Source organism: Paenibacillus sp. V4I5 (genome assembly GCF_030817255.1).
GTDB lineage: Bacteria > Bacillota > Bacilli > Paenibacillales > NBRC-103111 > Paenibacillus_E.
The window spans coordinates 7,299,937-7,325,736 of the sequence record NZ_JAUSZB010000002.1; the positions used below are offsets into that span (position 1 = coordinate 7,299,937).

Annotated in this window: 12 protein-coding genes and 1 pseudogene; 10 read left to right on the forward strand and 3 right to left on the reverse strand. The window is 45.5% G+C overall.

All coding sequences use genetic code 11. The annotated features are described in order from the left end of the window. The first annotated feature begins 1 nt into the window (after position 1). The 6 genes from QFZ78_RS34920 (at position 2) to QFZ78_RS34945 (ending at position 13,625) form a co-directional block, all read left to right on the forward strand. A complete protein-coding gene (locus QFZ78_RS34920) occupies positions 2-808 on the forward strand; it encodes a carbohydrate ABC transporter permease (RefSeq protein WP_307554215.1) in 807 nt (268 codons plus the stop codon). 3 nt (positions 809-811) lie between these two features. Beyond that, positions 812-1,843, forward strand: a complete 1,032-nt coding sequence (locus tag QFZ78_RS34925; protein ID WP_307554217.1) for an acyltransferase family protein — start codon at positions 812-814, stop codon at positions 1,841-1,843. A 77-nt stretch (positions 1,844-1,920) separates the two neighbouring features. Beyond that, the gene (locus tag QFZ78_RS34930) at positions 1,921-4,242 is read left to right on the forward strand and encodes a family 43 glycosylhydrolase (RefSeq protein ID WP_307554219.1); all 2,322 of its coding nucleotides are present in this window, start codon (positions 1,921-1,923) and stop codon (positions 4,240-4,242) included. Between the two features lie 42 nt (positions 4,243-4,284). After that, the gene (locus QFZ78_RS34935; protein ID WP_307554221.1) at positions 4,285-6,045 is read left to right on the forward strand and encodes a glycoside hydrolase family 2 protein; all 1,761 of its coding nucleotides are present in this window, start codon (positions 4,285-4,287) and stop codon (positions 6,043-6,045) included. Between the two features lie 248 nt (positions 6,046-6,293). Next, complete coding sequence (locus QFZ78_RS34940; RefSeq protein ID WP_307554223.1) at positions 6,294-12,248, forward strand: rhamnogalacturonan lyase family protein; 5,955 nt, start codon at positions 6,294-6,296, stop codon at positions 12,246-12,248. Positions 12,249-12,392: 144 nt separating this feature from the next. Next, positions 12,393-13,625: an MFS transporter gene (locus QFZ78_RS34945; protein WP_307554224.1), complete on the forward strand. Its 1,233-nt coding sequence runs from the start codon at positions 12,393-12,395 to the stop codon at positions 13,623-13,625. Between the two features lie 71 nt (positions 13,626-13,696). Here QFZ78_RS34945 and QFZ78_RS34950 read toward each other — a convergent pair whose 3' ends face one another. The 3 genes and pseudogenes from QFZ78_RS34950 to QFZ78_RS34960 form a co-directional block, all read right to left on the reverse strand. Further along, on the reverse strand, positions 13,697-16,108 hold the full coding sequence (locus QFZ78_RS34950) for a beta-propeller domain-containing protein (RefSeq protein ID WP_307554226.1): 2,412 nt from the start codon (positions 16,106-16,108) through the stop codon (positions 13,697-13,699). Between the two features lie 173 nt (positions 16,109-16,281). Further along, positions 16,282-19,020: an EAL domain-containing protein gene (locus QFZ78_RS34955; RefSeq protein WP_307554228.1), complete on the reverse strand. Its 2,739-nt coding sequence runs from the start codon at positions 19,018-19,020 to the stop codon at positions 16,282-16,284. Positions 19,021-19,235: 215 nt separating this feature from the next. Next, positions 19,236-20,193, reverse strand: a pseudogene (locus tag QFZ78_RS34960) (NADH:flavin oxidoreductase); the annotation flags it as partial. Positions 20,194-20,342: 149 nt separating this feature from the next. Here QFZ78_RS34960 and QFZ78_RS34965 point away from each other — a divergent pair. From QFZ78_RS34965 to QFZ78_RS34980, 4 genes are all read left to right on the forward strand, one after another. Next, the gene (locus QFZ78_RS34965; RefSeq protein ID WP_307554230.1) at positions 20,343-20,993 is read left to right on the forward strand and encodes a gluconate 2-dehydrogenase subunit 3 family protein; all 651 of its coding nucleotides are present in this window, start codon (positions 20,343-20,345) and stop codon (positions 20,991-20,993) included. After that, the gene (locus QFZ78_RS34970) at positions 20,986-22,692 is read left to right on the forward strand and encodes a GMC family oxidoreductase N-terminal domain-containing protein (RefSeq protein WP_307554232.1); all 1,707 of its coding nucleotides are present in this window, start codon (positions 20,986-20,988) and stop codon (positions 22,690-22,692) included. Before QFZ78_RS34965 ends, QFZ78_RS34970 begins: the two co-directional genes overlap by 8 nt. 381 nt (positions 22,693-23,073) lie before the next feature. After that, a complete protein-coding gene (locus tag QFZ78_RS34975; RefSeq protein WP_307554234.1) occupies positions 23,074-24,597 on the forward strand; it encodes a spore germination protein in 1,524 nt (507 codons plus the stop codon). Positions 24,598-24,612: 15 nt separating this feature from the next. Further along, the gene (locus QFZ78_RS34980) at positions 24,613-25,785 is read left to right on the forward strand and encodes a Ger(x)C family spore germination protein (RefSeq protein ID WP_307554237.1); all 1,173 of its coding nucleotides are present in this window, start codon (positions 24,613-24,615) and stop codon (positions 25,783-25,785) included. Positions 25,786-25,800: the final 15 nt, after the last annotated feature.

Here is a 25,800-nt window from a genome sequence, read left to right on the forward strand (position 1 = left end):
GATGCGGGCTCTTCGCTTATCATTATCGGTGCTTCTTGCCCTGTTTTTTCTTGTTCCCATCTCATGGATGCTAATTGTTTCTATTAAAGATGAAGGTATGAAGATTACAGGTGTACTGGATTGGTATAAACCGCCTTACACCTTTGATGCATACGCGTATATTTTTCAAGAAACGTCACTGGTAAGGTGGATGTTCAACTCTCTTGTGGTTGCTAGTGCCGTTACAATGCTAACGCTGTTGGTTTCTTCTCTGAGTGCATTCGCCTTGTCCAAAATTAAGTTCCGTTATCAAAAGTTCATGTTCGTCTTGATCTTGGCTGGTCTATTGATCCCAGGCGAAGCGATTCTGATTTCGCTTTATCAGGTCGTGAAGGAACTAGGGCTGTTAGATTCTTATCAAGGATTAATTTTACCGGCGGTGGCTTCTCCATTCGCAGTTGTTGTATTGAAAAGCTTTTTTGACGCGGTTCCCAATGAGCTGCTGGAAAGCGCTGAGATGGATGGGGGAAGCAAGTTAAGGATTTACGCCAGCATTGTAATGCCGCTTGCTAAGCCTGCCTTGGCTTCCATTGTAATTCTTACGTTTATTGCTCAGTGGAACAACTTCCTATGGCCTTTCATTGCGATTACTTCAGAAGAATTATTTACACTGCCGATGGGGATTCCCACCCTTATGACACAGTACTCGGAAGATTATGTAAGACCTATGGCCATTAACTCGGTAGCATCTATTCCTGTCATGGTCGCGTTCTTGTTCTTCGAGCGGCAAATTGTAAAAGGTCTGAGCTTCTCGGGTATAAAGGGGTAATCCATGAATAAAGAAAGAGATTACAGCATCGACATCTTTAAAGGGTTATTGGTCATCGGGATGGTGTACTGTCATATCTTGCAATTTTTCAGCAATCCCGTGGTCTTTACGGGAGCACAACGAGTGATCGATGTTGTTAATATTGTCACGTTTACAGGTTTCGTATTTAGTTTCGGTTACGTTGGCCAATTAGCCTATTATAATAAACCGTTCAAAGCAGTATACGGAAGAATGCTGTCAACCGCGTTGAAAACGCTAATTGCTTTTTATATTTCAGGTACTTATTATCGCTTGTTCTTAGATCGAAAGCCCCTAAATTGGAGCACAATCAAGCCTATTCTGATTCTTCAAGATATTCCTGGTTGGTCGGAGTTTCTGATTTCTTTTTCACTTATCATGTTGGTCGGGTTGGTATTATTTAAGCCATTAATTTGGTTGGTTGAGCGAAAGTTCAAATTTTGGGTGGTCGTTTTATTGCTGCTAATTACTACGTATCTCCCTTATGACAAAGTGACTGTGAATCAGTTAGGGCTATTGATTGGCACAAGAAAGTTTGCTTCTTTTCCCGTAGTGCAATATTTTCCCTACTACTTGATTGGGATGTATGCCGCACGCTACAAGCTGGGTTGGAGCTGGAGAATTTTCATAGGTTCCTTAGCTGCTTCTGGCATATTCATCACATACGTACTAGCGAAACAGGGGTTTCCTGAACGATTTCCACCATCCATCTATTGGATTTTAAGCTCCGCTTTCTTAGTGTATGTGTACTACCTAGCTGCGAAAGTGCTGGTTATTAATATGAAATATACGAGCTTTTTACGAGTCTTAGGTCAAAATGTGCTGCTCTATCTGCTTCTGAGCAATATCATGATTTTTACGTTAAAACACAATCAGGAGCAGCTTATGTTAAGCGCGCTGGAGGGTTTTTGGTTTGATATTGGTATTCTACTGCTGATTAGCTTTTTCATTCGAATCACGATAAGGACTAAATTGGGTGCGAAGTTCGCTTTGAAATCGGAAGGTGTAAATCATTGAAGAGATTGGTGAGCGTAATGGTGACGATATGTTTTGGGTTTTTTCTAACCTCATGTCAGGGAGAGGGACCTAAGGGAATGGAACTCGAACGTTGGCGTCAAGTTCCCACTTATAGTAATCCCATGGAGTTAGCTGAAGAGTGGGAGGATTATGGTATTGGCGATCCATTCGTTCTCCGTTACAACGGTATGTACTATTTGTACTGCAGTACCCAGGATGATCAAATTGGAGTAAAAGCGTGGAGTTCTGCGGATTTAGTGAATTGGAAGCCGGAAGGACTCGTTACCGAGGAGCTAATAACAAAAGGGGCGTATGCGCCGGAGGTTGTCTACTGGAACGGTTACTTCTACATGTACACCTCACCGGGAGGCGGCGGTCATTATGTGCTCCGCAGCCAGAGTCCCACAGGCCCTTTTACGGTCCAAACGGATAATCTGGGGATGTCGATCGATGGCTCTGTATTTATTGATGACGATGGGAAATGGTACTTTACACATGCTTCCAATCGAGGCATTATGGCTAACGAAATGTCAGATCCTTATACGTTTGGCCCCGATAAGCTGATCCCGGAAGCCTATTTGCAGCACTGGACAGAAGGCTCATCGATCTGGAAAAGAGAAGGGAAATACCTAATTACCTATACCGGTAATCATGTCTTCAGCACAGGTTATCGAATGCAATATTCGATTTCAGACCAAGGCCCCTTAGGTCCTTATCGGACGCTGGAAAACAATCCATTCGTGATCAGCACGGACGATGAATTTAATGGACTAGGTCACAGTTCTACTGTTCTAGGGCCCGATCTGGATTCCTATTATTTGGTGTATCACAATCTGGAAGGCGCATCGACGTCAGGCCCGCCTGTACGCAAGCTTAATATCGACCGTTTGCAGTTTAATGGGGATCGTATGTCTCTACTCGGTCCTACCTTCGCAATGGCCCGTCCTGTTGCCAAAATGCCTGACTTTTCGGCCAAAGAAGTAGTTCCCGGAAGTACGGCTGGTTGGAAACAAGAGCAATTGCGTGATAAAACGATTGTCGTGAGTGACTCTAAAACGGAACAGGCATTTACAGCTGAGTATAATTTCCACGCATTGTCGACTGACGAAAGCTCTTCCCATATAGGCGTTGTATTTGCATACGAGAATGAGCGAAATTTTATGTTTACGGACGTGGATTCGCAAAGTCATGAGCTCATCGTACAGCGGGTTAATAAGGGTAAGATGGTCCTTGTGGGTAAAGCTCAAATCCCAAAGGAAACGGACCTAACAAAACTGCATACGATTCGGGTAACAAGTGTAAATGGCAAGATTCAGGTTTATTGGGACAATATGCATAAGCTAGAGGTAGATAGGCAGAGTGCCGGAGGTAAAATTGGTTACATCTATGCTTCTGCATCGAAGTCCGCTCCTGCTATGTTGTTTACGGCTTATAGCAATGATGCGGGTGGAAGCAGTGATTATGAAACCTTCAAACCTATCCCAGGGAGTATCGAAGCAGTACATTATTTGAAAGATAAGAACCGTGGCTATTCAGATTCCTTAGCCAATGAGCATCGAGGAATTGCAGCGGATGATGGCAGTATGGCAGCTGTTTTGCCGAAGGCCGGAGATTGGCTGCAGTACCCTATACAGGTGAAGCAGGCAGGAACCTACGGCATAGATTTGGATATGCTGCCATCGGATGCGGAGACAACGATAGAAATAGCTGCTGGAGCAGAAAAGAAGCGGTTTATCGTACCAAAGCGGAACAAAGCGGATCAAACTTGGGAACGAACACGCATCGGGAGTATGGTATTGAAACAAGGCTACGCAAACCTGAAAATCAAAGTTGTCCAAGGTTCGCTTTCGTTCAAGACGATGACGTTCTATCCGGGTGATGAAGCGTTCTCCCCAATAGACAATGTGCCTAAGGGTATGGTGGGCATGTGGATTCCTGTAGATGGCGGTTATGAAACTCGCTCTCATGAATATATAAAAACATTCGCGGGAAGTGAAGACTGGACGGATTACCGGATGGATGCGGAGTTCCATTTCCCCACGATACCGACAAGCGATGCAGGCTTGCTGATCAGATCTGTTCATGAATCTTACTATCCGCATCAAGTGCAAGATGCCTTCACAGGTTATTATGCGTCTGTGAACCAAGACGGACTTTCGTTGAAAAAAGTGAATTACGGAAAACAGGAGATTTTGAAAACCGTGCCTCTAACGATTCAAAAAGATACGAGCTATCGAATGAACGTTCAGGTTACCGGCAATCGAATACGTGTATATTGGAACGGATCAACGGATCCTGTTCTCGATTATCATGATCCGAAAGCTTATACACATGGGAAAATCGGTCTACTTTCCAACCATTCCGATATTATTTTTCATAAAGTTTCTGTTTCGAAATGAAATGCGTAGTTGTAAATACAGAGAAGATAGAGGAGTGTAGTTATGACAACTAAGATGTATATCAAAGATTATCCAAGACCTCAATTCGTTCGTGATTCTTGGCTCAATTTGAACGGGGAATGGGATTTTCGTTTTGACGATGATTATGTAGGGGAAAAAGAAAAATGGTATAAACAGCTTAACGGAGATCACAAAATAACAGTTCCATTCACGTACGAAACGAAGGCGAGTGGGATTGGAGAAGAGAAGTTTCATCCGAATGTGTGGTATGAGCGTGCTTTGGATATCCCGAAGGAGCAAGAAGGGAACCGTGTTATCCTTCATTTTCAGGCCGTAGATTATTTAGCCAAGCTATGGGTTAATGGAACTATGGTCGGACAACATCAAGGGGGATACACTGCTTTTTCTTTTGACATTACACCGTATCTTAGATTTGGCGAATCCAATACCCTCGTGTTGAAAGCGGAAGACTCACAAAGCTGCACACAGCCAAGAGGCAAGCAGCGATGGGTTGATGATAATTTTGAGTGCTTTTATGTGCAGACAACAGGGATTTGGCAAAGTGTGTGGGTAGAGTTTGTAGCGGCCTCGTATTTAAAATCTGTTAAGATGACGCCTGATCTCGATAATTATTCAGTTCGCTTTGAATATCAGGCTCACATGGCTGCCAAATCGAAACAACTTCGTCTGGAAACTCGGATTAGCTTGAAGGATAAAGTTCTTAAGCAATCGAGTCTGGTTATCGATCGCCCATGGCTCCAACTGGATATGAATTTATTACATGAGGCGAATGGGCCTTGGAAGAAACTAGCATGGTCACCGCAAAACCCAAACTTATACGATGTGGAATTTATCCTTTATGAAGATGATATCATCATTGATCATGTATACTCTTACTTCGGTATGAGAAAAATTTCGATTGAAAAAGGAAAAGTGCTCCTCAACAATACGCCGATATATCAACGTCTTATTCTCGACCAGGGCTACTGGCCAGACAGTCACTTGACTCCGCCATCGGAGGAGGCGTTGATTGAAGACATTGATGCAATTTTAGCTATGGGTTACAACGGGGTAAGGAAGCATATGAAGATTGAAGATGCCCGATTCCTTTACTGGTGTGATGTGAAAGGTGTGCTGGTCTGGTCCGAAATGGCGGCAACTTTTGAGTTTAACGATGAGGCTATTGATACGTTCACATCGGAATGGGTGGAGATTGTCCGCCAGCAGTACAATCACCCTAGTATTGTGACATGGGTACCTTTTAATGAATCATGGGGGATCGCACAAATTTACACCAACGTGAGACAACAAAAGTTTACGGAAAGCATCTATCACTTGACCAAATCACTAGACCCGCATCGGCCTGTTATCGTAAATGATGGCTGGGAGCACACCGTTTCTGACATCTTGACATTACATGATTATGAGGAGAAAGGCTCTGCATTCTTAAAGCGTTATATAGACAAAGATGGACTCCTGAACAATGAATTCTCATTCAATAACGGGAAATACGCCATGGCCCAAGGATACGCCTATCGTGGCCAACCGATTATGATCACTGAATTCGGAGGTATCGCTTTTAATACAGGGAAAGGGTGGGGCTATGGGAATCAGGTTGAAAATGAGGAAGCCTTTATCGAGCGCTTTAGGAACATTACACAAGCGATTAAAGATACGGATTACATTAGTGGATATTGTTATACGCAAATAACCGATGTTCAACAGGAAGTCAACGGATTGCTTACAGAAGATCGGAAGCCTAAGATACCACTCGAACTGATAAAAGAAATTAATCTTGCTTAAGGCATAGTAAGAAGGACATGGCTTGTTTGTGAAGCCATGTTCTTTTTTGTTAGGACTCTCTTTGGAAGCGCATTCAAAATAACTGTTTTTTAAACAAAAAGAACGTTTTTTTACATGGGAAAGAAGAAACAAACCATCTATGATGTGAAGAGGAAAACATTCCTAATGGAATGGAGGTGTGACGTTACACAACGTGAACAGACATGATAGAAGAAGGAAAAACACATAGAAGGCGAGGACTCAGTATAATGAAGATGAATGCACGTCGAATAGTAACATCCCTATTGTGTGGTCTCATGGTTTCCTACAATATGCTCCCAACTCTGCCATATGGTGAATCTACTGCTCATGCAGCAGAGGCGTTTGTAAAGAAATTTGATTTCGGTTCAGCGAGCAGTCCGGTCATGACAAACTATAATCAAGTTCATGATCAGATGACCTACACGCAGGAACGGGGATATGGGCTTGAAACAGCGCTGCCTGCAGGAGCCTCAAGAAATCGATCAGGCGGCACGGATTTGACGAACGATTTTATTTTGGGAACGCCCTTCACATTCTTAGCTGACGTGCCGAACGGCAATTATAACGTGACGATTTATTCGGGCGATCTGCTTGCAGGTACGTCAACAACGAAAACGACGGTTGCTCTCGAAGGGGCGACGAAAGGAACGATTTCAACGAAGGTAGCTATTGCACAAGCGACCTACAGCACCACGGTAACTGACGGTCAATTAACAGTTGGCATCTCTACAGGCTACAGCGGCACAGGCGCTGGCTATTTGAACGGCCTTGTCATTGAACAGGTGCCAGCGGCGACGGCTCCTTCGGCTCCTCAATCACTCGCTGTTACAAACATTAATTCCACTCCAGGTGCAGCCTCCGTATCACTCGGATGGAGCAGCGTAACGGATTCGGTCTATTACAACGTGTACCGAGCGACGAATAGCGTCACGAATTATGATTTTATCAAACAAGTGATGATAAATTCTTACACCGATACGGCAGTTTCTGTAGGAAATACATATTCCTATCAAGTAACTGCTCTGGGTGCAGGTGGTCTTGAATCTGCAGCAAGCACCCCGGTAACGGCGGAAGTGAAACAGACAGTTGCAATTCCGGCTGCTCCTGCCAACTTAATTGTAAGCGGTGTCACTTCGGACAAAGTGTCCTTGCAATGGTCAGCATCGAATGGAGCAACGGGTTATACGGTATTCCGTTCCAATTCTGCTGCTGGAATTTACACCGAGCTTGGCATGGTAACATCGACAACGTACACAGATTCCACGGCCGACACATCGGCAGTTCACTACTATCAGGTAAAAGCAACGAATGCGGCAGGGGTGTCTGAAGCCTCGGGCGTGGCAGCAAGCACGGTATATGTTGCTCCTAATGAGCTTCCGTCTGGATTGCCGTTGAAATTAGACTTCGGTCCTGGGGCTATAGCTGACGGCTATTTCGGCATAACGACTCCAGTGGCCTACTCAGCCCAGCTGAAATACGGATTCGCCAATCCTTCGCTCGTCAGCTCTGGTAACAGCGGCACATCGGATCCATTAAAATCCGATTACCTAATGCCGGCTGGTACCTCCTTCAACGTGGATCTGCCAAACGGGGATTACGCTGTTACGGTTACGGCAGGTGATGCACACGCGGCAACAGAAGTGGCTGTTTCCGTAGAAGGAATGACGGCGAACAAAATTGCGCTCACACCTAAGGCAGCTGGTGAGTATTTGGAACAGACATTTGAAGTCGCCCTAGTTGATGGTCAGTTGAATATCAGCTTCTCGGGGTCCGCGCCCAAAATTAATGGGCTTGTTATTTCAAAGCAAGTGGATCGGGTGGCTGGAGAAATGCCAACGGTGTATATCGCAGGGGATTCTACGGTACAGACCTACGATTCCTATTGGAAGCCTCAATCCGGTTGGGGGCAGATGATTTCCCGCTACTTTACTTCCAACATAACCTTCAGCAACCAGTCTATCGGGGGCCGCAGCAGCAAAACGTTCCTCACGGAAGGCCGTTTGGATAACATTTTGCGGGCGATCAAGCCGAATGACTACTTCTTGATCCAATTCGGTCATAATGATGCGACAATCTCCGTTCCAGAACGGTATGCATCTCCCGAGGATTATAAAAACTATCTGAAGACGTATATCAATGGCGCTAGGCAGCGTGGCGCTATACCGATTTTGGTAACGCCTGTCGGCCGTAGGGACTTTAACGCAACAACCGGTATATTCAATGTCAGCTTCCCGACATATGTAGCTGCGATGAAGGAACTGGCGCTAGAAATGGATGTAAAGCTCGCGGATCTCAGCGCATTAAGTCGTGCGTACTATGACACCATCGGTCCAATCGGAACGCTTGCTGTTTTCCTCCATGTACCCGTAGGTACCTACACCGCCTTTCCAAGCGGTAATGCGGACGATACGCACTTCCAGGAATATGGCGCAATCCAAATCGCGCGTCTTCTGTCAGGCGGGATTAAAGATCTGAACATTCCACTTTCCGCCTATGTCACGGATGTTGCACCGCCTGCTTCAGTTCCATCGAAGCCAATCGGTGTAGTGGCAAGCAGTGTGAGCAACGCAGGCGCAGTATTGACATGGCACGAAGTAGAAGGTGCGGATATTTATAAGATTTATAGAAAGTTAGCATCAGACACCACTTACGTCTTAGTGGGTACGTCGACAGTTCCGACGACTACGATTCAAGGTATGACGGAAGGGCTAACCTATGATGTAGTTGTTACCGCAGTTAACGGCAAAGGGGAGTCTGAGCAGTCAGATGTCGTCGTCATCAAAACGAAGCACGCGACGATCAAGTTTGACTTCGGCTTGGCTACCTCTCCAGTTCAAGTTGGTTATACTGGCATTAATCTTTCCAGCACATACACAGCAGCAAAAGGCTATGGCATCAAGGACCCAACAGGAATGATTGGCCGTGATCGTGCGACTGGTACGGACCTCCACCGGGATTGGCTCGGCTATTTCAATGTCGGTTGGGAATTCATGGTGGATCTGCCGAATGGTCTTTATTCCGTTAAACTTTACGTTGGCGATTATCTGGGAAGTGCAAGAACGACCGTTGCCATCGAAGGGACGGATTTTGGGACCGTTACAGCGGGCAACAGGTCCGTCGTTGAAAAAATTATTTCACAGACTTCCGTTAGCGATGGACAAATGAACTTCAAGTTCGGCGGTGCGACGGCGATTGTAAACGGTTTGGAAATTACACCGATTTTAATGGCGCCGACAGCTCTGAAAATCGATGCGAAGAACACAGATCCGGAAAGCCCTTCCGTTTCCCTTTCGTGGACCGGGGTAGAGGACGTCGCGAAATATAATGTTTATCGCAAGGTAAGCGGTACGTCAAAATTCCAATTGATTGGAAGCACAACGACGAACGCTTACGTTGATAACACTGTTGATGTGGGGATGGAATACGTATACCAAGTGACGACAGTGGACTTGGCCTCAACGGAAACCGGTCCATCCACATCTCTCACCGTATCCATGATTGATCCAAATGTTCCTATACCTGCTATACCTGTCAATATTCAAGCGGTGAGCGTGAATAAGAATGATCTCACCCTTAGCTGGGATGCAGTTACTGGAGCAAAAACGTATAACATTTACCGTGCTGAGGCAAGTGGTGGTCCCTACGAGTTGATTGGCAAAGCAAGTCAATCCAGCTACACAGATACGACAGTACTTACGACAATTCCTTACTTTTACAAGGTTTCAGCCGTCAGTGCAGGCGGAGTTTCCGGACAGTCCGAAACACTGGCAACTCCAGCTATCACCATACTGAATCGGCAAGCCGAATATCTCGATCGTGCGCTTGTAGCGGTCAAACAAGATAATGGTGTCTATGTAGGCTGGAAAATGCTTGGCACAGACCCATCTAACATCGCATTCAATCTGTACCGCAGCGGTGTCAAAGTAAATGCAGAACCGATCACAGGCGCAACAAATCTGCTGGATGAAGCGGGAACGGATACATCTGTGTATCTACTGAAAATTGTTATCGGCGGCAGTGAGAAGGTGGCTTCGAAAGAAGCATCTGTATGGCAAAACAATTATATGGCCATACCGCTCCAGAAGCCGGATGGCGGCATCACGAAATCCGGAGAAGCCTATACCTACAGTGCGAACGACACTAGTGTCGGCGATGTGGATGGCGACGGCACGTACGAGTTGATCGTAAAGTGGGATCCGTCTAACGCCAAAGATAACTCCCAGGCTGGATATACCGGCAACGTTTATGTCGATGCCTACAAGTTGGACGGTACTCGCCTGTGGCGTATCGACCTTGGACCAAACATTCGCGCTGGAGCGCACTACACGCAGTTCCAGGTTTATGACCTGGATGGCGACGGCAAAGCGGAAGTCACATTCAAAACAGCCAATGGCACGATTGACGGAACAGGTATGGCTATTGGTGACGCAACGGCCGATCACCGGAACAGCAGTGGTTATGTGCTGGAGGGACCTGAATATTTAACTGTCTTTAATGGTTTAACCGGCCAAGCAATCGCAACGACGAATTACGATCCGCCTCGCGGAGTCGTTTCGGATTGGGGCGACGCTTATGGTAATCGGGTGGACCGTTTCCTTGCAGCAGTTGCTTACCTCGACGGTGAGCATCCGAGCTTGATTTTTAGCCGAGGCTATTATACAAGAACGGTGATTGTTGCCTACGATTTCAAAAATGGTGTATTGACGAAAAAATGGCGTTTCGATACGAATGATGAAGGTCTTGGCGCAGCTTATACAGCCCAAGGAGATCATAACTTGTCCATCGGCGACGTAGATGGCGACGGCAAGGATGAGATCACGTTCGGGGCCATGGCCATCGATGACGATGGTACGCCGCTATATAACACAGGACTCGGTCACGGGGATGCACAGCATCTTGGGGACCTAGATCCATCCAGACCGGGGCTAGAGTACTTTAATGTTCATGAGCATCTGGATTCTCCTTATGGTATGGACTTCCGGGATGCGAAAACGGGCGAAATTCTTTGGGGCGTGTGGACAGGGATGGATACCGGACGCGGCATGTCGGCGGACATCGATCCGAACTATTTGGGTGAAGAGGTATGGTCTGCAACAATAACGAATGCGCAGCATATTCCGATCTCCGGTCTTTACAGCGCGAAAGGCGAATTGATCAGCACGACCATTCCAAGTTCAACGAACTTCGGCATCTGGTGGGATGGCGACCTGAACCGTGAGCTTCTAGATTACAACCATGTTGATAAGTGGGACTTTGTGAATCAAACGACCAACCGGTTGTTTACGGCTGATGGGGCGTTGTCCAACAACAGCACAAAAGCAACGCCGAACCTGCAAGCCGACCTGTTTGGAGATTGGCGAGAAGAAATCGTGTGGCGAAATACAGACAGTTCAGAGCTGCGCATTTATACGACGAGTACTATGACCAATACAAAGCTGCGTACGCTAATGCATGATCCGATTTACCGCTTAGGGGTCGCTTGGCAAAATACTGGTTATAACCAACCGCCTCATACAAGCTTCTATCTTGGAGTTGGCATGGTGGAACCGGCTACGCCGCATCTTACGATTGTGAACGAGCCAGCACCTGTGTTACCACCGGTGACTACCGATGATGCGCCTGAGGGCTGGGTGAACAAAGACGTAACGGTAACGCTCACTGTCAGTGACAGCGAATCCGGCGTAGCAGGCACTTACTACACGGTGGATGGCGGTGCAGAGCAGCAAGGCACTTCCGTTATCCTTACAGAAGAGGGCACGCACACTATCTCTTACTGGAGCGTTGACACAAAAGGTAATACTGAAGCTCCACATACAGTTATCGTAAAAATTGACAAAACGGCACCGACCTTACATCTGGTTCTGGATCAATCTGCATTGTTGCCACCAAATCACCAAATGATTCCCGTGAAAGCAACGATTAGTGCAGATGACAGCCACTCTGGAACCTCCTCCATCTTACTTACATCCATTACAAGCAACGAGCCTGATAATGGGTTAGGCGACGGAGACACGTCAGTTGACATTCAAGGAGCGGAAATCGGCACATTGGATACGGAATTTATGCTGCGTGCAGAGAGATCAGGTAAAGGGAATGGGCGAATATACACCATCACCTACACGGCTTTTGACGTAGCAGGAAACACAACGGCCCAAACAGCAACCGTATTAGTTTCTCATTAATCATCCAGCAAATAATGCACTAGGGAAGCAAGCTTAATCCGTGGTTACTCGCGGAATAGGCTTGTTTTTTTCTAATAGACAATACACGAACGTATGTGCTATAATTGGAAGATTCTGAGTGTCAATTTAGATTGGAGATTAGGTATGAATTATTCGTTACTTCGGAATCGAACATTTGTTTTCATGATGATCGGAGAAGCCATTCAAGGTGCAGGTATTTGGACAAGCATCATTGCCAATTTGCAATTTATGCAAAGCCACGTCCCGTCTGATTTAGGTAAAAGCTTGATCTTGATGTGCGGTTTATTTCTCGGTGTTCTCATTTCGCCGCAAGCCGGGGTGTGGGCAGACCGCTATGATAAGAAAAAAATATTGCTTATATCAGGGATTGTCCGCTGTCTGGCTCCGATTGTCATGTTTGCGGCTATACACTACCAATCCGTCGCTATCATGCTGTTGTCCGTCGTTATTATGCAAGTAGCAGCTACTGTTTATATGCCTACCGTACAAGCAGCGCTGCCTTCCGTCGTTCCAGCCTCCGAGCTGCTTAAAGCGAACAGCGTAAATTTTAACGTGATTACTATAGCGAGAATCGGCGGCACTGCAGCAGCAGGCATCTTGGTATCCATGATGAATTTGTACACAGTCTACGCGCTATCGCTTGCTTTTTACGTCATCCTCGTGATGCTCATTACACAGTTGAGGATTCCCAATACCGCGGATTCCGTGACTGCAAGAAAGAAGGAGAAAATCCGCTTTACGGAGTTGTTTCCACTCATTCGAGCAGAACCGTCTATATTCATCGCACTTATCAATAGCGGGGTTATTACTTTGTTTCTAGGCGGTTTTAATTTGCTTGTACTGAAGTTTAGTCAAATCCAGCACAAACCGGAACTGATGGGCTGGATCTATTCTTTAGAAGGCACTAGCATATTAATTGCAGGCCTATTCGCAAAGCGTGTGATCGGCATGCGGAATCTGGTAACCAGCTCTACGCTGTTCATGTTATTATTTGCGCTTTCTTTTGCAGGAATGTCCTTCAGCGAGAGTAGTTTTGCGGTTCTCGGCTCTTTCGTTATGTTCGGTTGTGCAGTCGCTTTTTTCTTTCCGATGGTATCTACACTCTTCCAAATCAAAGTGCCGAAAGAAGCACAAGGCCGCTTTTTCTCATTTCGAGGAATGCTTGACCGCGTCATGTTCCAGATTTCGCTGCTTGCGACCGGCGCTTGTCTCGATTGGTTTGGGATCTCCACATTTTTACTGACGCTCGCCCTCATTACAATATCAAGCGGGATCTTAACGTTGTTCATTGCCAAACGAAAATTAATGGACGTCCGGCAACCGATCACTGTAGACACAGTTGCGGGCGGGAAATAAATGAATCTAGAGAACGAGCAAGCCCCGATCCTTATAGGAATCGGGGCTTGCTTTATTAGTAGTGAAAAGGACTACGGAATTACCACCGAGTTCTTTTCCTGCAGCGTGCGGAGGTCGTTCGCTTTGATTAATCCGTTCGAGACGGTGTACAGCGTATCTCCGATATAAAGAACGCGCTGCACCTGTTTGTCGCCGGCATGAACGTATTGTCCGGCTTTTTGCAGATCTTCCTGAGTAAGATGGGTGATGCCGCCGCGGAACTGGAAGCCTTTATCCAAATCAAGGTTGTAGACGTACGCACCTTGGAAAGCAAACTTCCCGTATGCGCTAGCAGGATCGTTTGTCGTCTGATTCGGATCGATTTTCATCACGTTAACTGGGAAGGAAAGCAGATTTTTTTCCTTGTTAAAGAGCAAGGCACGGTGATTGTGCAGCAGCTCGGAATCCGTACCGCGGTCCCCGATCAGCTCCTTAAATTTCTCCTTCGGATTATTCACATCGGTTACATCGAACAGTGCCACTTTCATGCCTTGGTAATAGGCAATAGACTGCGGTCCATTCAGATTCTTGATGTCGACCTCGATCGTATCTTTCCCGAAGCCAATAATGTGGTTTTCATCATAAGGATGCAGATAATCGCTGTAGCCAGGAATCTTCAACGCACCTAATAATTTCGGCCCCGCGGGATCCTTTAAATCCATGACGAATAGTGGATCAGTGTTTTTAAAAGTAACCATGTAAGCCCGGTCGCCCATGAAGCGGGTGGAATAAATCCGCTCTCCTGGAGCGATGTTTTCGATCTTGCCTTTCTCTTTCAGGTTCGCGTCAAAAATGAAAACATGGTTTTTCGAAATCCCCTCATCCGCCCGACCCATTTCGCCAGTAGTAGTAGCAAGCCGGAAATGGCCGTTATGTTCATCCATGGAAAATTGATTGAGTAAGCGTCCGGGCACCTTGCCTGTATTCTTGTACGCCGCTTTACCTGCGTTCAGCCCGAATTGATAAATAATCGTTTCCTGCTTAGGAAGTTCATAAGGCTGGCTGGATCCGTTCGGCTCACCGATTCGTATGCCTTGAGCGGGAACACCTGCAGGCATTTTCATCGGCTGGATTCGCATCTGTTCATAATTCGTTACGGCCATATACAAGTTCTCTTCGGATGCGTACACGTTCTGGCCTGAGCCGAGGTAAGAAGTGACATTCATCGTCTGCTTCAATTCATTCAGGTTGATGCCTCCGATGAGCACATAGTTGGGATCCAGGGCTTTCGGCAAGTAATAGACCTGATTGAGTGGAATAGAGGTAAAGGAATCGCCTGCCGCCGAATCTCGGTAAGCAGGAGCTAGCCCAGTTTTCGCTTCTTCTTTATCGGCCATTTCCCGGTATTGGTAGTAATTCACGTACTTATTGGAAATAAAATAGAGCGATGATCCGATTTTGCGGGAAGAAACGTAGTTTCCTTCAAGCTCAGCTTCCTTCAGAAGCTTCAGGCTGCTCCGGTCGGTAAGGTCGTAAACGATGACCTTCGCTGTTCCCTGGGATCTCATAGGCATGATCATTTTCTTCTCGGTGACGCCGCTTGCACCATTATAAGGGATCGGTCTATAGTTCTGATAAGAATTACCAAGCACGATCAGATGCTTGTCGTCCACGTAGATTTCACTTGGCTGGAACTGAGTGTCTGGATTTCCCGGGAAATCCAAAATGCTCAGCACTTTCATCTGATCGGCGGGATAAGCCTGAGTGACTACGATACGCTGCTTGTTTACCGTATAGATGTACTTCCCATCTGTCTTGACGACATCGGATTCATCCACGCCTTGCACCTGCACGTTCGTGCCGGAGTAGCCGGGTGCTGCTGTACTGACCGAATCTTGGACAGTAACAGAAACACTGTCACTTGTTGGAACTGAAGCGTTGCCGAAGGATTCAGATTTAGCTTGTTTGGTTATTGTTGTTAAACTAACTCTGGCGGACCCGCTGCTCTCATTCTGCGTCAAAAGTGTGACCAAGTGGTCATAGGTACCAACTACCGGCAGGCTGTCAGTCTGCTTCGTTACGTTCACTGAGCTGGTGGCCGAATCCCATCGAACAACATGATTGGCGCTTTCCATAAAGAAGCGTAGCGGAACGTACATAGAACCATCTACCATTTGCGTGGTGCCGTAAATGGTGTTTGCTTTACCGTTCACGTAAGCATAATCCGAATTCAATGGCAGCTTCAGCTCGTACCCGTTACCAGTAACAACCGCAAGCCGTTCTGCTTCATTCCATGTCACTTCCATGCCTAAAGCCTTTGCTAGGTCCCGAACAGACGCCATCAGAACACCGTCCATTATTTTAGGCTGCAGTGAGAAAGCAAATGGCTGGCCCTCAAACCGGACCACAGGTTCCTGATCGGCGTTAGTGGCAGAGGGAGCGACTGCGGACGTTAAGATCATAGCGGAAAGCAGGAGACCTACGAGCAACCCTTTTTTCATCATCTTCTTCATCCTTTTCTAAGTTATTGAGGATTTCTATTTCCATTATTTTCATCTATATCCTCTTAACGGATGAGCTTTCTAATTTGTTTCAGCGATTCGAAAATATTTTTATTTGTTACCTGTACACATGTAAAAAAAACGAGAATTGTCAATTTCTCGTTTAGATATGTCAACTATTCCATATAAATAATCTTAGCGATGTTATCCGCAGACATCGGAAGGCCCAGAAAATATCCCTGTGCTTCATGACAACCATAGTTTTTTAAAAGATTAAGCTGCTCCTCAGACTCGACGCCTTCAGCGATTACTTTTAGATTTAAATTGATACCTAAGGCGATGATGGTCTTCACGATGTTTTGATCGCTGATATCATTGGATAGGTCTTTAATAAATGTTCGATCTATTTTAATGCGGTCGATGGGGAAGTTCTTTAAATACGCCAATGAACTAAATCCCGTACCGAAATCATCAATGGAAATGCTTACTCCAATGCCTTTCAGTTTGGAGAGCAGCATCGTTGCACGGTCAAGATTCATGGTGATGCTTTCCGTAACTTCAATTTCCAAGTAATGGGGATCCATCCCTGTTTCATTCAAAATCTTGCTCATCAATTCAATTAAGTCCGGTTCATACATCTGCCTTGAGGATAGATTGACGGACATTTTAATTGTACGTCCACAATGGTTATGATCCATCCATAAACGCCATTGTTTGCATGCCTCTTGCAAGACCCATTTTCCGATTGGGACAATGAGTCCGACTTCTTCAGCAAATGGAATAAATTGCAATGGAGAGACGATTCCCTTCTCGGGATGATTCCACCGTATTAATGCTTCTACACCAATGAATTCTTTAGTAGCTATATCATATTGCGGTTGATAAACAAGTACAAATTCATTATTGTCTAGCGCTTTTCTGAGATTTCTGTAGAGCTCTACATGTTCAGAAGCGGGATATTCATTCTCTTTGACATAAAACTGGTGTAAATTTTCCCCTTGCTTCTTCGCTTGATACATCGCGATATCTGCCTGTTTGATCAAAGTTTCAAAAGTGCTCCCGTCAAAAGGAAACATGCTGATTCCGATACTAGTTGAGATATATAAATCTTGATCTTGAATATTGAAGGGGATAGTCAAGGCAACCATAATTGATTTAGCAATAGCTTCCGTTTCCTCTTTTGTTGTGTTGGGCAACATGATCGTAAATTCGTCTCCGCCTTGACGTGAGACAACACCCCTATTCATAATCATGGTCTGCAAACGATCAGAAACATTCTGCAGTAGAACATCTCCCAAGGAGTGCCCCATGGAATCGTTGATCATTTTGAAACGGTCTAAATCCAGATAAAGCACGGAAACGATTTGATCGTTTTGTTTGGCATCAACAATGGCTTTTTCAAGCATATGTTGAAATGATTTTCGATTCGGAAGTTTTGTTAATGAATCATGAAAAGCCATGTGACGAATGGTTGCTTCCGCTTTATCCCGTTCAATCACCAAACTTACAAGATAGGCCGCTCGTTCAATTAATTTAAGCTCATAGGTTTGGGGAGAATGCGGAACTTTGTAATACATGGCAAATGTTCCAAGCACCTGATTTTTTTTATCCGTTATCGGCACGGACCAACAAGCTCTAAGCCCGTGGATTAGTGCAAGCTCGCGATAGTCATTCCATAAAGGATCATTCCCGATATCAGAAACTATGATCTTGGTATTGTAGAAAGCGGCTGTGCCACAAGAACCTACTATTGGTCCTATTTCCACTCCATCTATCGCACGAATATAGGATTCAGGCAGGTTTGGAGCTGCACTATGTATCAACCGATCGTTTTCCAATAAAAGAATCGAACAAATAGCGCCGCTTTGTTGTTCGACTAACTCAATAATTCGATGCAAAATAGCACCCATAGGTTTTCCTTTTGCTATCATTTCCAAAATATCATTTTGGCCTAATAAGTTATCTTGTACTAATTTCCGATCCGTAATGTCGCGGCCAATAACAATGAGCCATTGTCGGCTTCCCTTATGATCATAAACGGGCACTTTTGTATATTCAACCATCATAATTGCCCCATTGGTACGTTTAATTTCTTCCTCGAAAATGATCGGTTTGCGTGCCTCCCAAGCTTCTTGATCCGTTTCTTCACATGTCATGAACATCTCTCTGTGAAATTCATTGGTTTTTTGGAAGTCGCTGTTCGTTTTACCTTTGTATGTATCTTGATCTAACTCAAATAGTCGGAGAACTGCATTGTTTGCTTCGATCCATCTACCTTTACCATCTTTAAAAACAACAATGTCAGGCATCGTATGAATTAAAGTTAGTAAATTTTGCTCGCTTAATTTTAATTTTTTCTCTTCCAACAATCGTATTAGCTCAGCAGATGCCCTGAATGAGAAAATTTTCAGTATAGTTTCTGCAAGAGACCTGTCATGAAGCGGTTGATCATTCATCACAACAAGTATGCCAATTACAGTACCATCGACATGTAACAGAGGAATACCCAGATAGCTTTGAATATCAAGTCTGGTCAAATCCGAGTCCAAAGGAAATAAATTCTGCACATACTCTTGATAACAACACAGACGCTTTTCATTTACAACATTTTCACAAGGTGTATGTTCCAAATTGTATTCAAATTGCTCAATCATTTCTCCTTGCTTATACATGGCAATTGTTTTTACACAGTGATGATCAACTTCAGCAATGAAAGCATAAGAGCATTTTAAAACACGAGCTAAATATTGTACCAAGTGTGTAAAAAAACTTTCTGAGACCTCACTTTCAATACCTTGGGCGATATCGAGAATGGTTTTTTTGAGGTAATCATTTTCATTTTGTAAGGCAATGAAAGCTTCAGTAGTATGACTTGGTTTAAGATCTATATTAGGTCTATTAAATTGCTTTTTCATATGTTCTCCTGAAGTAGTTAATAGTACCTATGAAATTCGACAAAAAATGATAAACTCCTTCCTCTGAGGCGCTTACTCGAACGGTGCGGGCAGCTCCATGGCAGTCTGCTTGGAGCTTCCTTGAGGATGAAGGTTGTTGATGCTAAGCGATATTCACCAATGGACATAAAAAAGACTCCCAATGAATATAGGAGCCATCTTTATAAGATCCTTAATTAATAGAGTGTCTTGGTTGATTCTGGAGTGAAGGGCAGCAACTCATTCGTGCGGCCATCGCGAATCTTGTTGGCCCATTCGGGATCATGCAGCAAAGCGCGGCCGACAGCGACCAAGTCAAATTCGCCTTGTTCCAATCGTTCCAACAGATTCTCAAGATGTACAGCATTCGCGCCGAAACCTTCACGGAATAGCTTCGTAAATTCAACATCCAATCCGACGGAGCCAACGGTGATGGTCGGTTTGCCCGTTAGCTTCTTGGTCCAGCCCGCAAGGTTCAGAGAAGAACCTTCAAATTCAGGTTCCCAGAATCGTCGGGTTTGAGCAGTGGAACACATCGACTCCGGCATTAACCAATGGAGTCAAGAATTGCGCAAGTTCCTCCGGTGTGTTCGCTAACTTGGCTGCATAATCAGAACTCTTCCATTGGGAGAATCTGAACACGATAGGAAATTCGGGGCCGATTGCACGCCGACAAGCTTCGATGACTTCAACTGCGAATCGGGTGCGGGCAACCAAGCTTACACCGTAGTTGTCAGTACGCTGATTCGTTTCCTCCCAGAAGAATTGGTCAATTAAGTAACCGTGTGCGCCATGCAGCTCGATGCCGTCAAATCCGATTCGTTTGGCGTCGGCAGCAGCTTGCGCATAGGCAGCGACAAGCTCGCGAATTTCTTCTATAGTTAGTGGCTCAGACACCTTCTCTCCCGTCAGATCGAGTTCGGACGGGCCAACAGGTAGCACTTCAGGATTCGGTTCGCTTCCAACCTTGCGTGTCGTCCCTACATGCCAAAGCTGCGGAATGATTTTACCTCCAGCCTCGTGTACGCCGGCTGCTACTCTTGCCCAACCTTGCAAGGCAGCTTCGCCGTGAAAATTCGGCCAGTTCGGGCTTGCACCGGCAGCCGGATGGTTGATAAGCGTACCTTCTGTCACAATGAGTCCGATACCGTGCTCAATTCATACTATATTCATTGGAATACAATTTTTTAAAAAAGTAGATAATTAAAAGAATAAGAAGAGTCATCAAACATAATTGATTTATTCATTTTATATATATAAAGATTGGAGGAATTTAGGATAATGAAGAAAGGATGATGTATTCGATGCATGCATACGATGCGATGGCAAGTGAACACATCCGGACAACTTTTATTGCGTTGGTTGAAGCGATTGTCCCGAATACGCCTGAGTTAGCCGCATATGGGGCAGAGCAAGCCGCAGGTGCGGTGGAACTGGGTATTCACGATTATATGATCTGGGAATTGGATCACAATCTTTCGCTTTTTGTGGGTTATTATCTAGCTGATATTCCTATGGCGTCTCCTACTGCAAGGCTTCTCAATGCCGGCGCGGCCCAGTTTATCGCAGCGGGCAAAGCGCAGGACTCTCAATTGCATGCCGTTTGGGGGGGCGGCCCTTTCGCCTGTCTCTCGCCCCGCGACCGTATACGTGTATTGGCGATGCTGGAGCAGCTTGATGTTGATCTCGGGAGCTTGCCGCCCCCCTATAAAGACGATGGCGGACTCATTGTATTTATAGTCGATTATCTGAACCGGGGGACGATGTTTGGTTTTTATTCAGAGTGGTCCGCATACGGGTCAACACGACTGAGAACACCGACGGAACGAAGACTGGAACATTTTCCGATTGGTTGGAAGCAGGTGGGTTATCCGGGTGTTTCCAAGGGTTATCGCGCGCTTCGCGGATTTTTGTTGACGATTGAACGACAAGGAGGTGACTCATCAAATGGTTGATGCCGATGTGATCATAATCGGGTCAGGCGGCGGTGGAGCCGTCGCGGCCAAGGAGCTCGGTGAGCTAGGTCTTAAAGTATTGGTGCTTGAAGCAGGCCCGTGGTATGGGAACAGCAAGTGGCCGAATCCAAATAAAGAACGCGGTGCGGAGTGGAGCTCCGATCATGCTGATCTGGATGTAGGACTATATAAGAAAATTTACAATTCATATGAAAACAATATGAACGATCAGGTGTCAGGTACATTTCGCTTTGGCCCAGCGGATCGCCGGCGCACGCCTTGGCACCGGATTATGCGGCAGAAGGGTGAAGTTTGGCAACTTTCCGGAGTCGGAGGAACGACTCAACATTACTGGTCCCAGTCTCCGCGGGCTTTTCCTGCGGCTGTTGATAATGTTTGGCCGATTAGTTATCGCGAGCTAATTCCTTATTATGAAAAAGCCGAAGCCACATTGCCCGTTCAATTCGCGCCGACGACTCCGAAAGAAGAGCTGTTTTACTACGGGGCCAAAAAGGCCGGATGGACACTGAATCCGACGCTTGATGTCGTAACTCCGGGTTATCGACCGAATCCCAATGCGATCCTTCGTACTAATGAACATCTGATGGATCCTAATTACTCAATGGAGCAATTATCCCATATGGAAGGATGCTCCTTGAGGGGGCATTGTGTTAATGGATGCACGACCGGTCCTTCGGTAGATCGAATTGCTAAACGGAGTACCCTTGTCAGTTATATTCCCCTCGCTCTCAAGACGGGGAACGTTTCTATACGGCCCAATACCTTTGTGATCAAAATTTTGACAGAACTCGATCCGAAAGAAGGACTTCGCGCTACGGGGGTGAAGTTTCGGGATACGTGGACGGGAGAAATAGGTGAGCTTACAGCCAAAACGGTTGTCATGGCAGCGGGCTGCATCGAATCGCCTCGGCTTTGGCTGAATTCCGAACTGCCTCACAATCCTTGGGTAGGGAGAGGACTGACCAATCATTATTTCGATTGGGTTGGAGGCGTATTCGACGAAAAGGATCTGATGAGTATACTGGGAGTGCCGTCCGTTTATCCATACATGGGACCCACATCCGGGGGCAGAGTCGATATTCCGGGACTTGGCGTGTTTCAGGTTTCCTGTTTGAGCCCTGGATTAATGGCCTCCTTGACTTACGGCTTCAGTGAAGCGGGGTATGACGCGCTTAATCCGCCTGAACCGGGAGAGCCTTGGAATATTCGAGGCAGGGTCGTAGGACCGGAGCTAAAAGAATTGATGGCGAACTATAGCCGGACAATGACGATGCTGCTCCTCGCCGACGATGAGACGCTCTATAGCAATAGAGTGGAAGTCGATCCGCTGCTGAAAGACGAACATGGGCCGATCCCAGTTATCTATTATACCCCCAATAAGAAAACCTTACAGCGGCGCGATCAATTAGCCAGATATGCTTGCGAAACCCTGCAGCATGCCGGCGCAAAAAAAATCATCAGAACGGACTCGCCGACCGGCTGGTTGCTTCATCTCGAAAGCACGATGCGTATGGGATACGTTGTGGATACGAATTGCGAGGCCTATCAAGTTAAGCGTTTATATATTGGCGACAACAGCGTGCATTTCAACGGAATTGGAGGACCTAATCCGACGCTTACGACTCAGGCGCTGGCAACACGCATGTCGGAGAAGCTAGCCCAAACCTATTTTAGTTAAAACCAAGCAGGCAGGTCAGGAGGGAATATCCTGCCTGCCTGTTTATTCGTTTCGGGGCCTCTATAAAGCAAATGGAATATACTTGGAAGCTGCACGATATTTTGTGGGGCCATTTTATTAACCCTTTGAAACCGTATAATAAAGCACCAAACCCGATAAAACAACAATACATAAAAAACCGATGGATTTCCCAATTAACCCGTTGCGCATGCTATTGTACGTCCTTCCTCGTTCATAACCATTAAGTTTCCACGGAATAAGGGGAAATATACCAATGATATTTGTTCCATTTTAGGGAGAAACTTTAAGGTGAACTGAGTATAATACTACTCCTCAGTAACCTCTTCTTTCTGAAAAAACTCAAAGGGCGTGAAGACACATATGGCGTATAAAGGAGTGCTGCCTTGGCGAACGAAAGTAAAGAAGGAGAGACTTGAAGTTGAAACTATAGGTGAAATTGAAGAGGAACTATCTGATAAGCTCGATGCTAATGAAGCTTGGTTAAAACAGACGTTTTCAAATTGTTCGGATCTGATAGTCAGAAAGGTAAATCTATACGATTCAATCCCTTGTATGTTGGTATTCTTCAAGGAATTGGTCGATACCAAACAATTGGATGATGAATTATTGAAAACGCTCTTTAATGATATGACGATTGAATTAGATACATCTACCCAGCTCATTGAACAGATGAAAAGTGAACTGCTTCCAATAGCGCAGACCAGAATCGTTAATAATAAGAAAGAAACTGTTAAGCAAATTACAAGGGGACAAGTAGTTCTGTTTGTGGAATCTTCGAACCAGGTTCTGTCCATAACTATGAAGGGGAAATTGCATCGTGATCTGCAAGAACCCAATATGGAGTCGGTGATTCGCGGTCCGAAAATTGGGTTTATTGAGAATATCGACATTAATATGGGATTAATCCGTCAGATCATTCGTACACCTCAATTGAAGATGGAACAATTGCTAGTTGGAGAGGTTTCACAAACGGAGGTCGTTATCGCGTATTTAGAGAACGTGGCTTCACCTGAGGTGATCATGGAAGTAAGAAAACGCATATCGCAACTGGATATGGAAACTGTTTTGGAATCTGGTTACATAGAAGAAATGATCCGTGATGCGCCTTACTCGCCTTTTCCGGTGATCCAAATGACTGAACGGCCTGACGTCGTGTCAGCTTCGCTGATAGAAGGGAAAGTTGCTATTCTGGTGGACGGAACCCCAATGGTGCTTGTTGCTCCCATTACTTTCTGGCACGCCTTTCAAACAGTGGAGGATTATTACACGAACTTTATTATTGCTACATTTTTGCGATGGCTTCGATATTTTTTTACCTTCATATCTTTAATTTTGCCGTCCTTGTTTATTGCTGTGGACACGTTTCATCCGGAAATGATACCCACAAGCTTGATTTTGTCTCTTGCATCGGCACGGGAACCGGTTCCTTTTCCGACGTTGATGGAAATCATGATGATGGAAATTGCTTTTGAAGCGATTCGCGAGGCGGGAATACGCCTTCCCAGACAAGTCGGCCAGACGATCAGCATTGTAGGCGTACTTGTGATCGGACAAGCTGCCGTTCAGGCAGGTATCGTATCTGCGCCGATTGTTATTGTCGTATCTTTGACGGGAATCGCATCCTTTCTCATTCCCAGTAACAATATGAGTCAGGCGATTCGTATTTTACGATTTCCGCTCATGCTATCTGCAGGTATCTTTGGTTTGTATGGTCTTGGCGTTTCAATAATTGCGCTGCTGATTCATCTCGTTAACTTGCGTTCCTTCGGCGTTTATTATATGTCGCCACTCGCTCCGTTTCAATTTTCCGGAATATTGGATGTATTCGTAAGAGCCCCGTGGTGGGTCATACACAAGCGTCAAAATCGCATTCGCTCGAAATAGGAGTTGAAGAAACAAATGAGCCGGATGAAAGGGTCTAAAACGATAGCTCTCATCCTTTGTCTCAGTTTAATGACTGGCTGTTGGGATCGGAACGAGGTTAACGATCTTGCGTTTGTGCTTGCCAGCGGTCTCGATCTTGCTGAGAATGGACAGGTAGAGGTTACGCTGCAAATCGCTCTTCCTACAGAAATGCCCAGTGCCATGCAGGGGGGGAGAGCAGGCGAGAAAAGAACGGTATTGGTCGTCTCGGAAAAAGGAAGAGATGGTACGGATATTTTGCACAAATTGCAGAAGCGATTATCCCGGCGAATCTTTATGGGGCACAGGGGGGTGATCATCATCGGTGAAGAATATGCCAGACATGGTATTGATCAGGTTTTAGATCAATTTCTGCGTGCGCCTGGTAGCCGATATAGCAGTTATTTTCTGACTGCAAATGGAACAACCGCCAAACAAGCGTTACAAACACGGTACTTGCTGGAAGCTATACCGGCCATCGCTCTTAAAAAAATGCAATTAACCGGACTCGGTTTATCCATTAAAATGGATGAATTTTTGGATGCACAATCCTCTCCCGGGAGGTCACCAGTAACTGGAGCCCTAAAGGCATATTACAGCAAGAATGAAGAAGGGGTATTCAATGTTGATGAAGCGGCCGTGTACCAAGAGAATAGGCTGGTTGGATTTCTAACGCCAAATGAAAAGAAGATATTAATCTGGCGGAGAGGGAAACTCAAACTAAGCAAAATAACTGCGCAGGTCGAACCAAAAGTGAAAGGCTATAAGGGAACCGTTGGCATTGATATATTGCAATCGAAAGCGAGCTTGCTCACAAAGATGAATAATGGCATGCCCGAGGTGACAATGGTCTTCAAAGCCAAGGCAAGAGTAATGGAAAACGATACGAAGTTGGATTTAAGCAAAGGTGAAAATTTCAAACTAGTCGAAAGCAAACTAAAGAATGAGATAGAAGCACAAGTGAAAAGTACGCTTAATCACGTACAAAAGCGATTAAAGGCAGACATTTTCGGTTTTGGAGAAGAAATTCATATCAAACACGCCTCTTATTGGAAGCAAAACAAGGATCAATGGAAAGACATCTATCCGGGAGTTCCGGTTACGATTAAGATTGACGTCAAAGTTCAACGTATTGGCCGTACCCAGTCGCCTGCGCACCTGAAAAAGTAGAACTATTCAACCCGA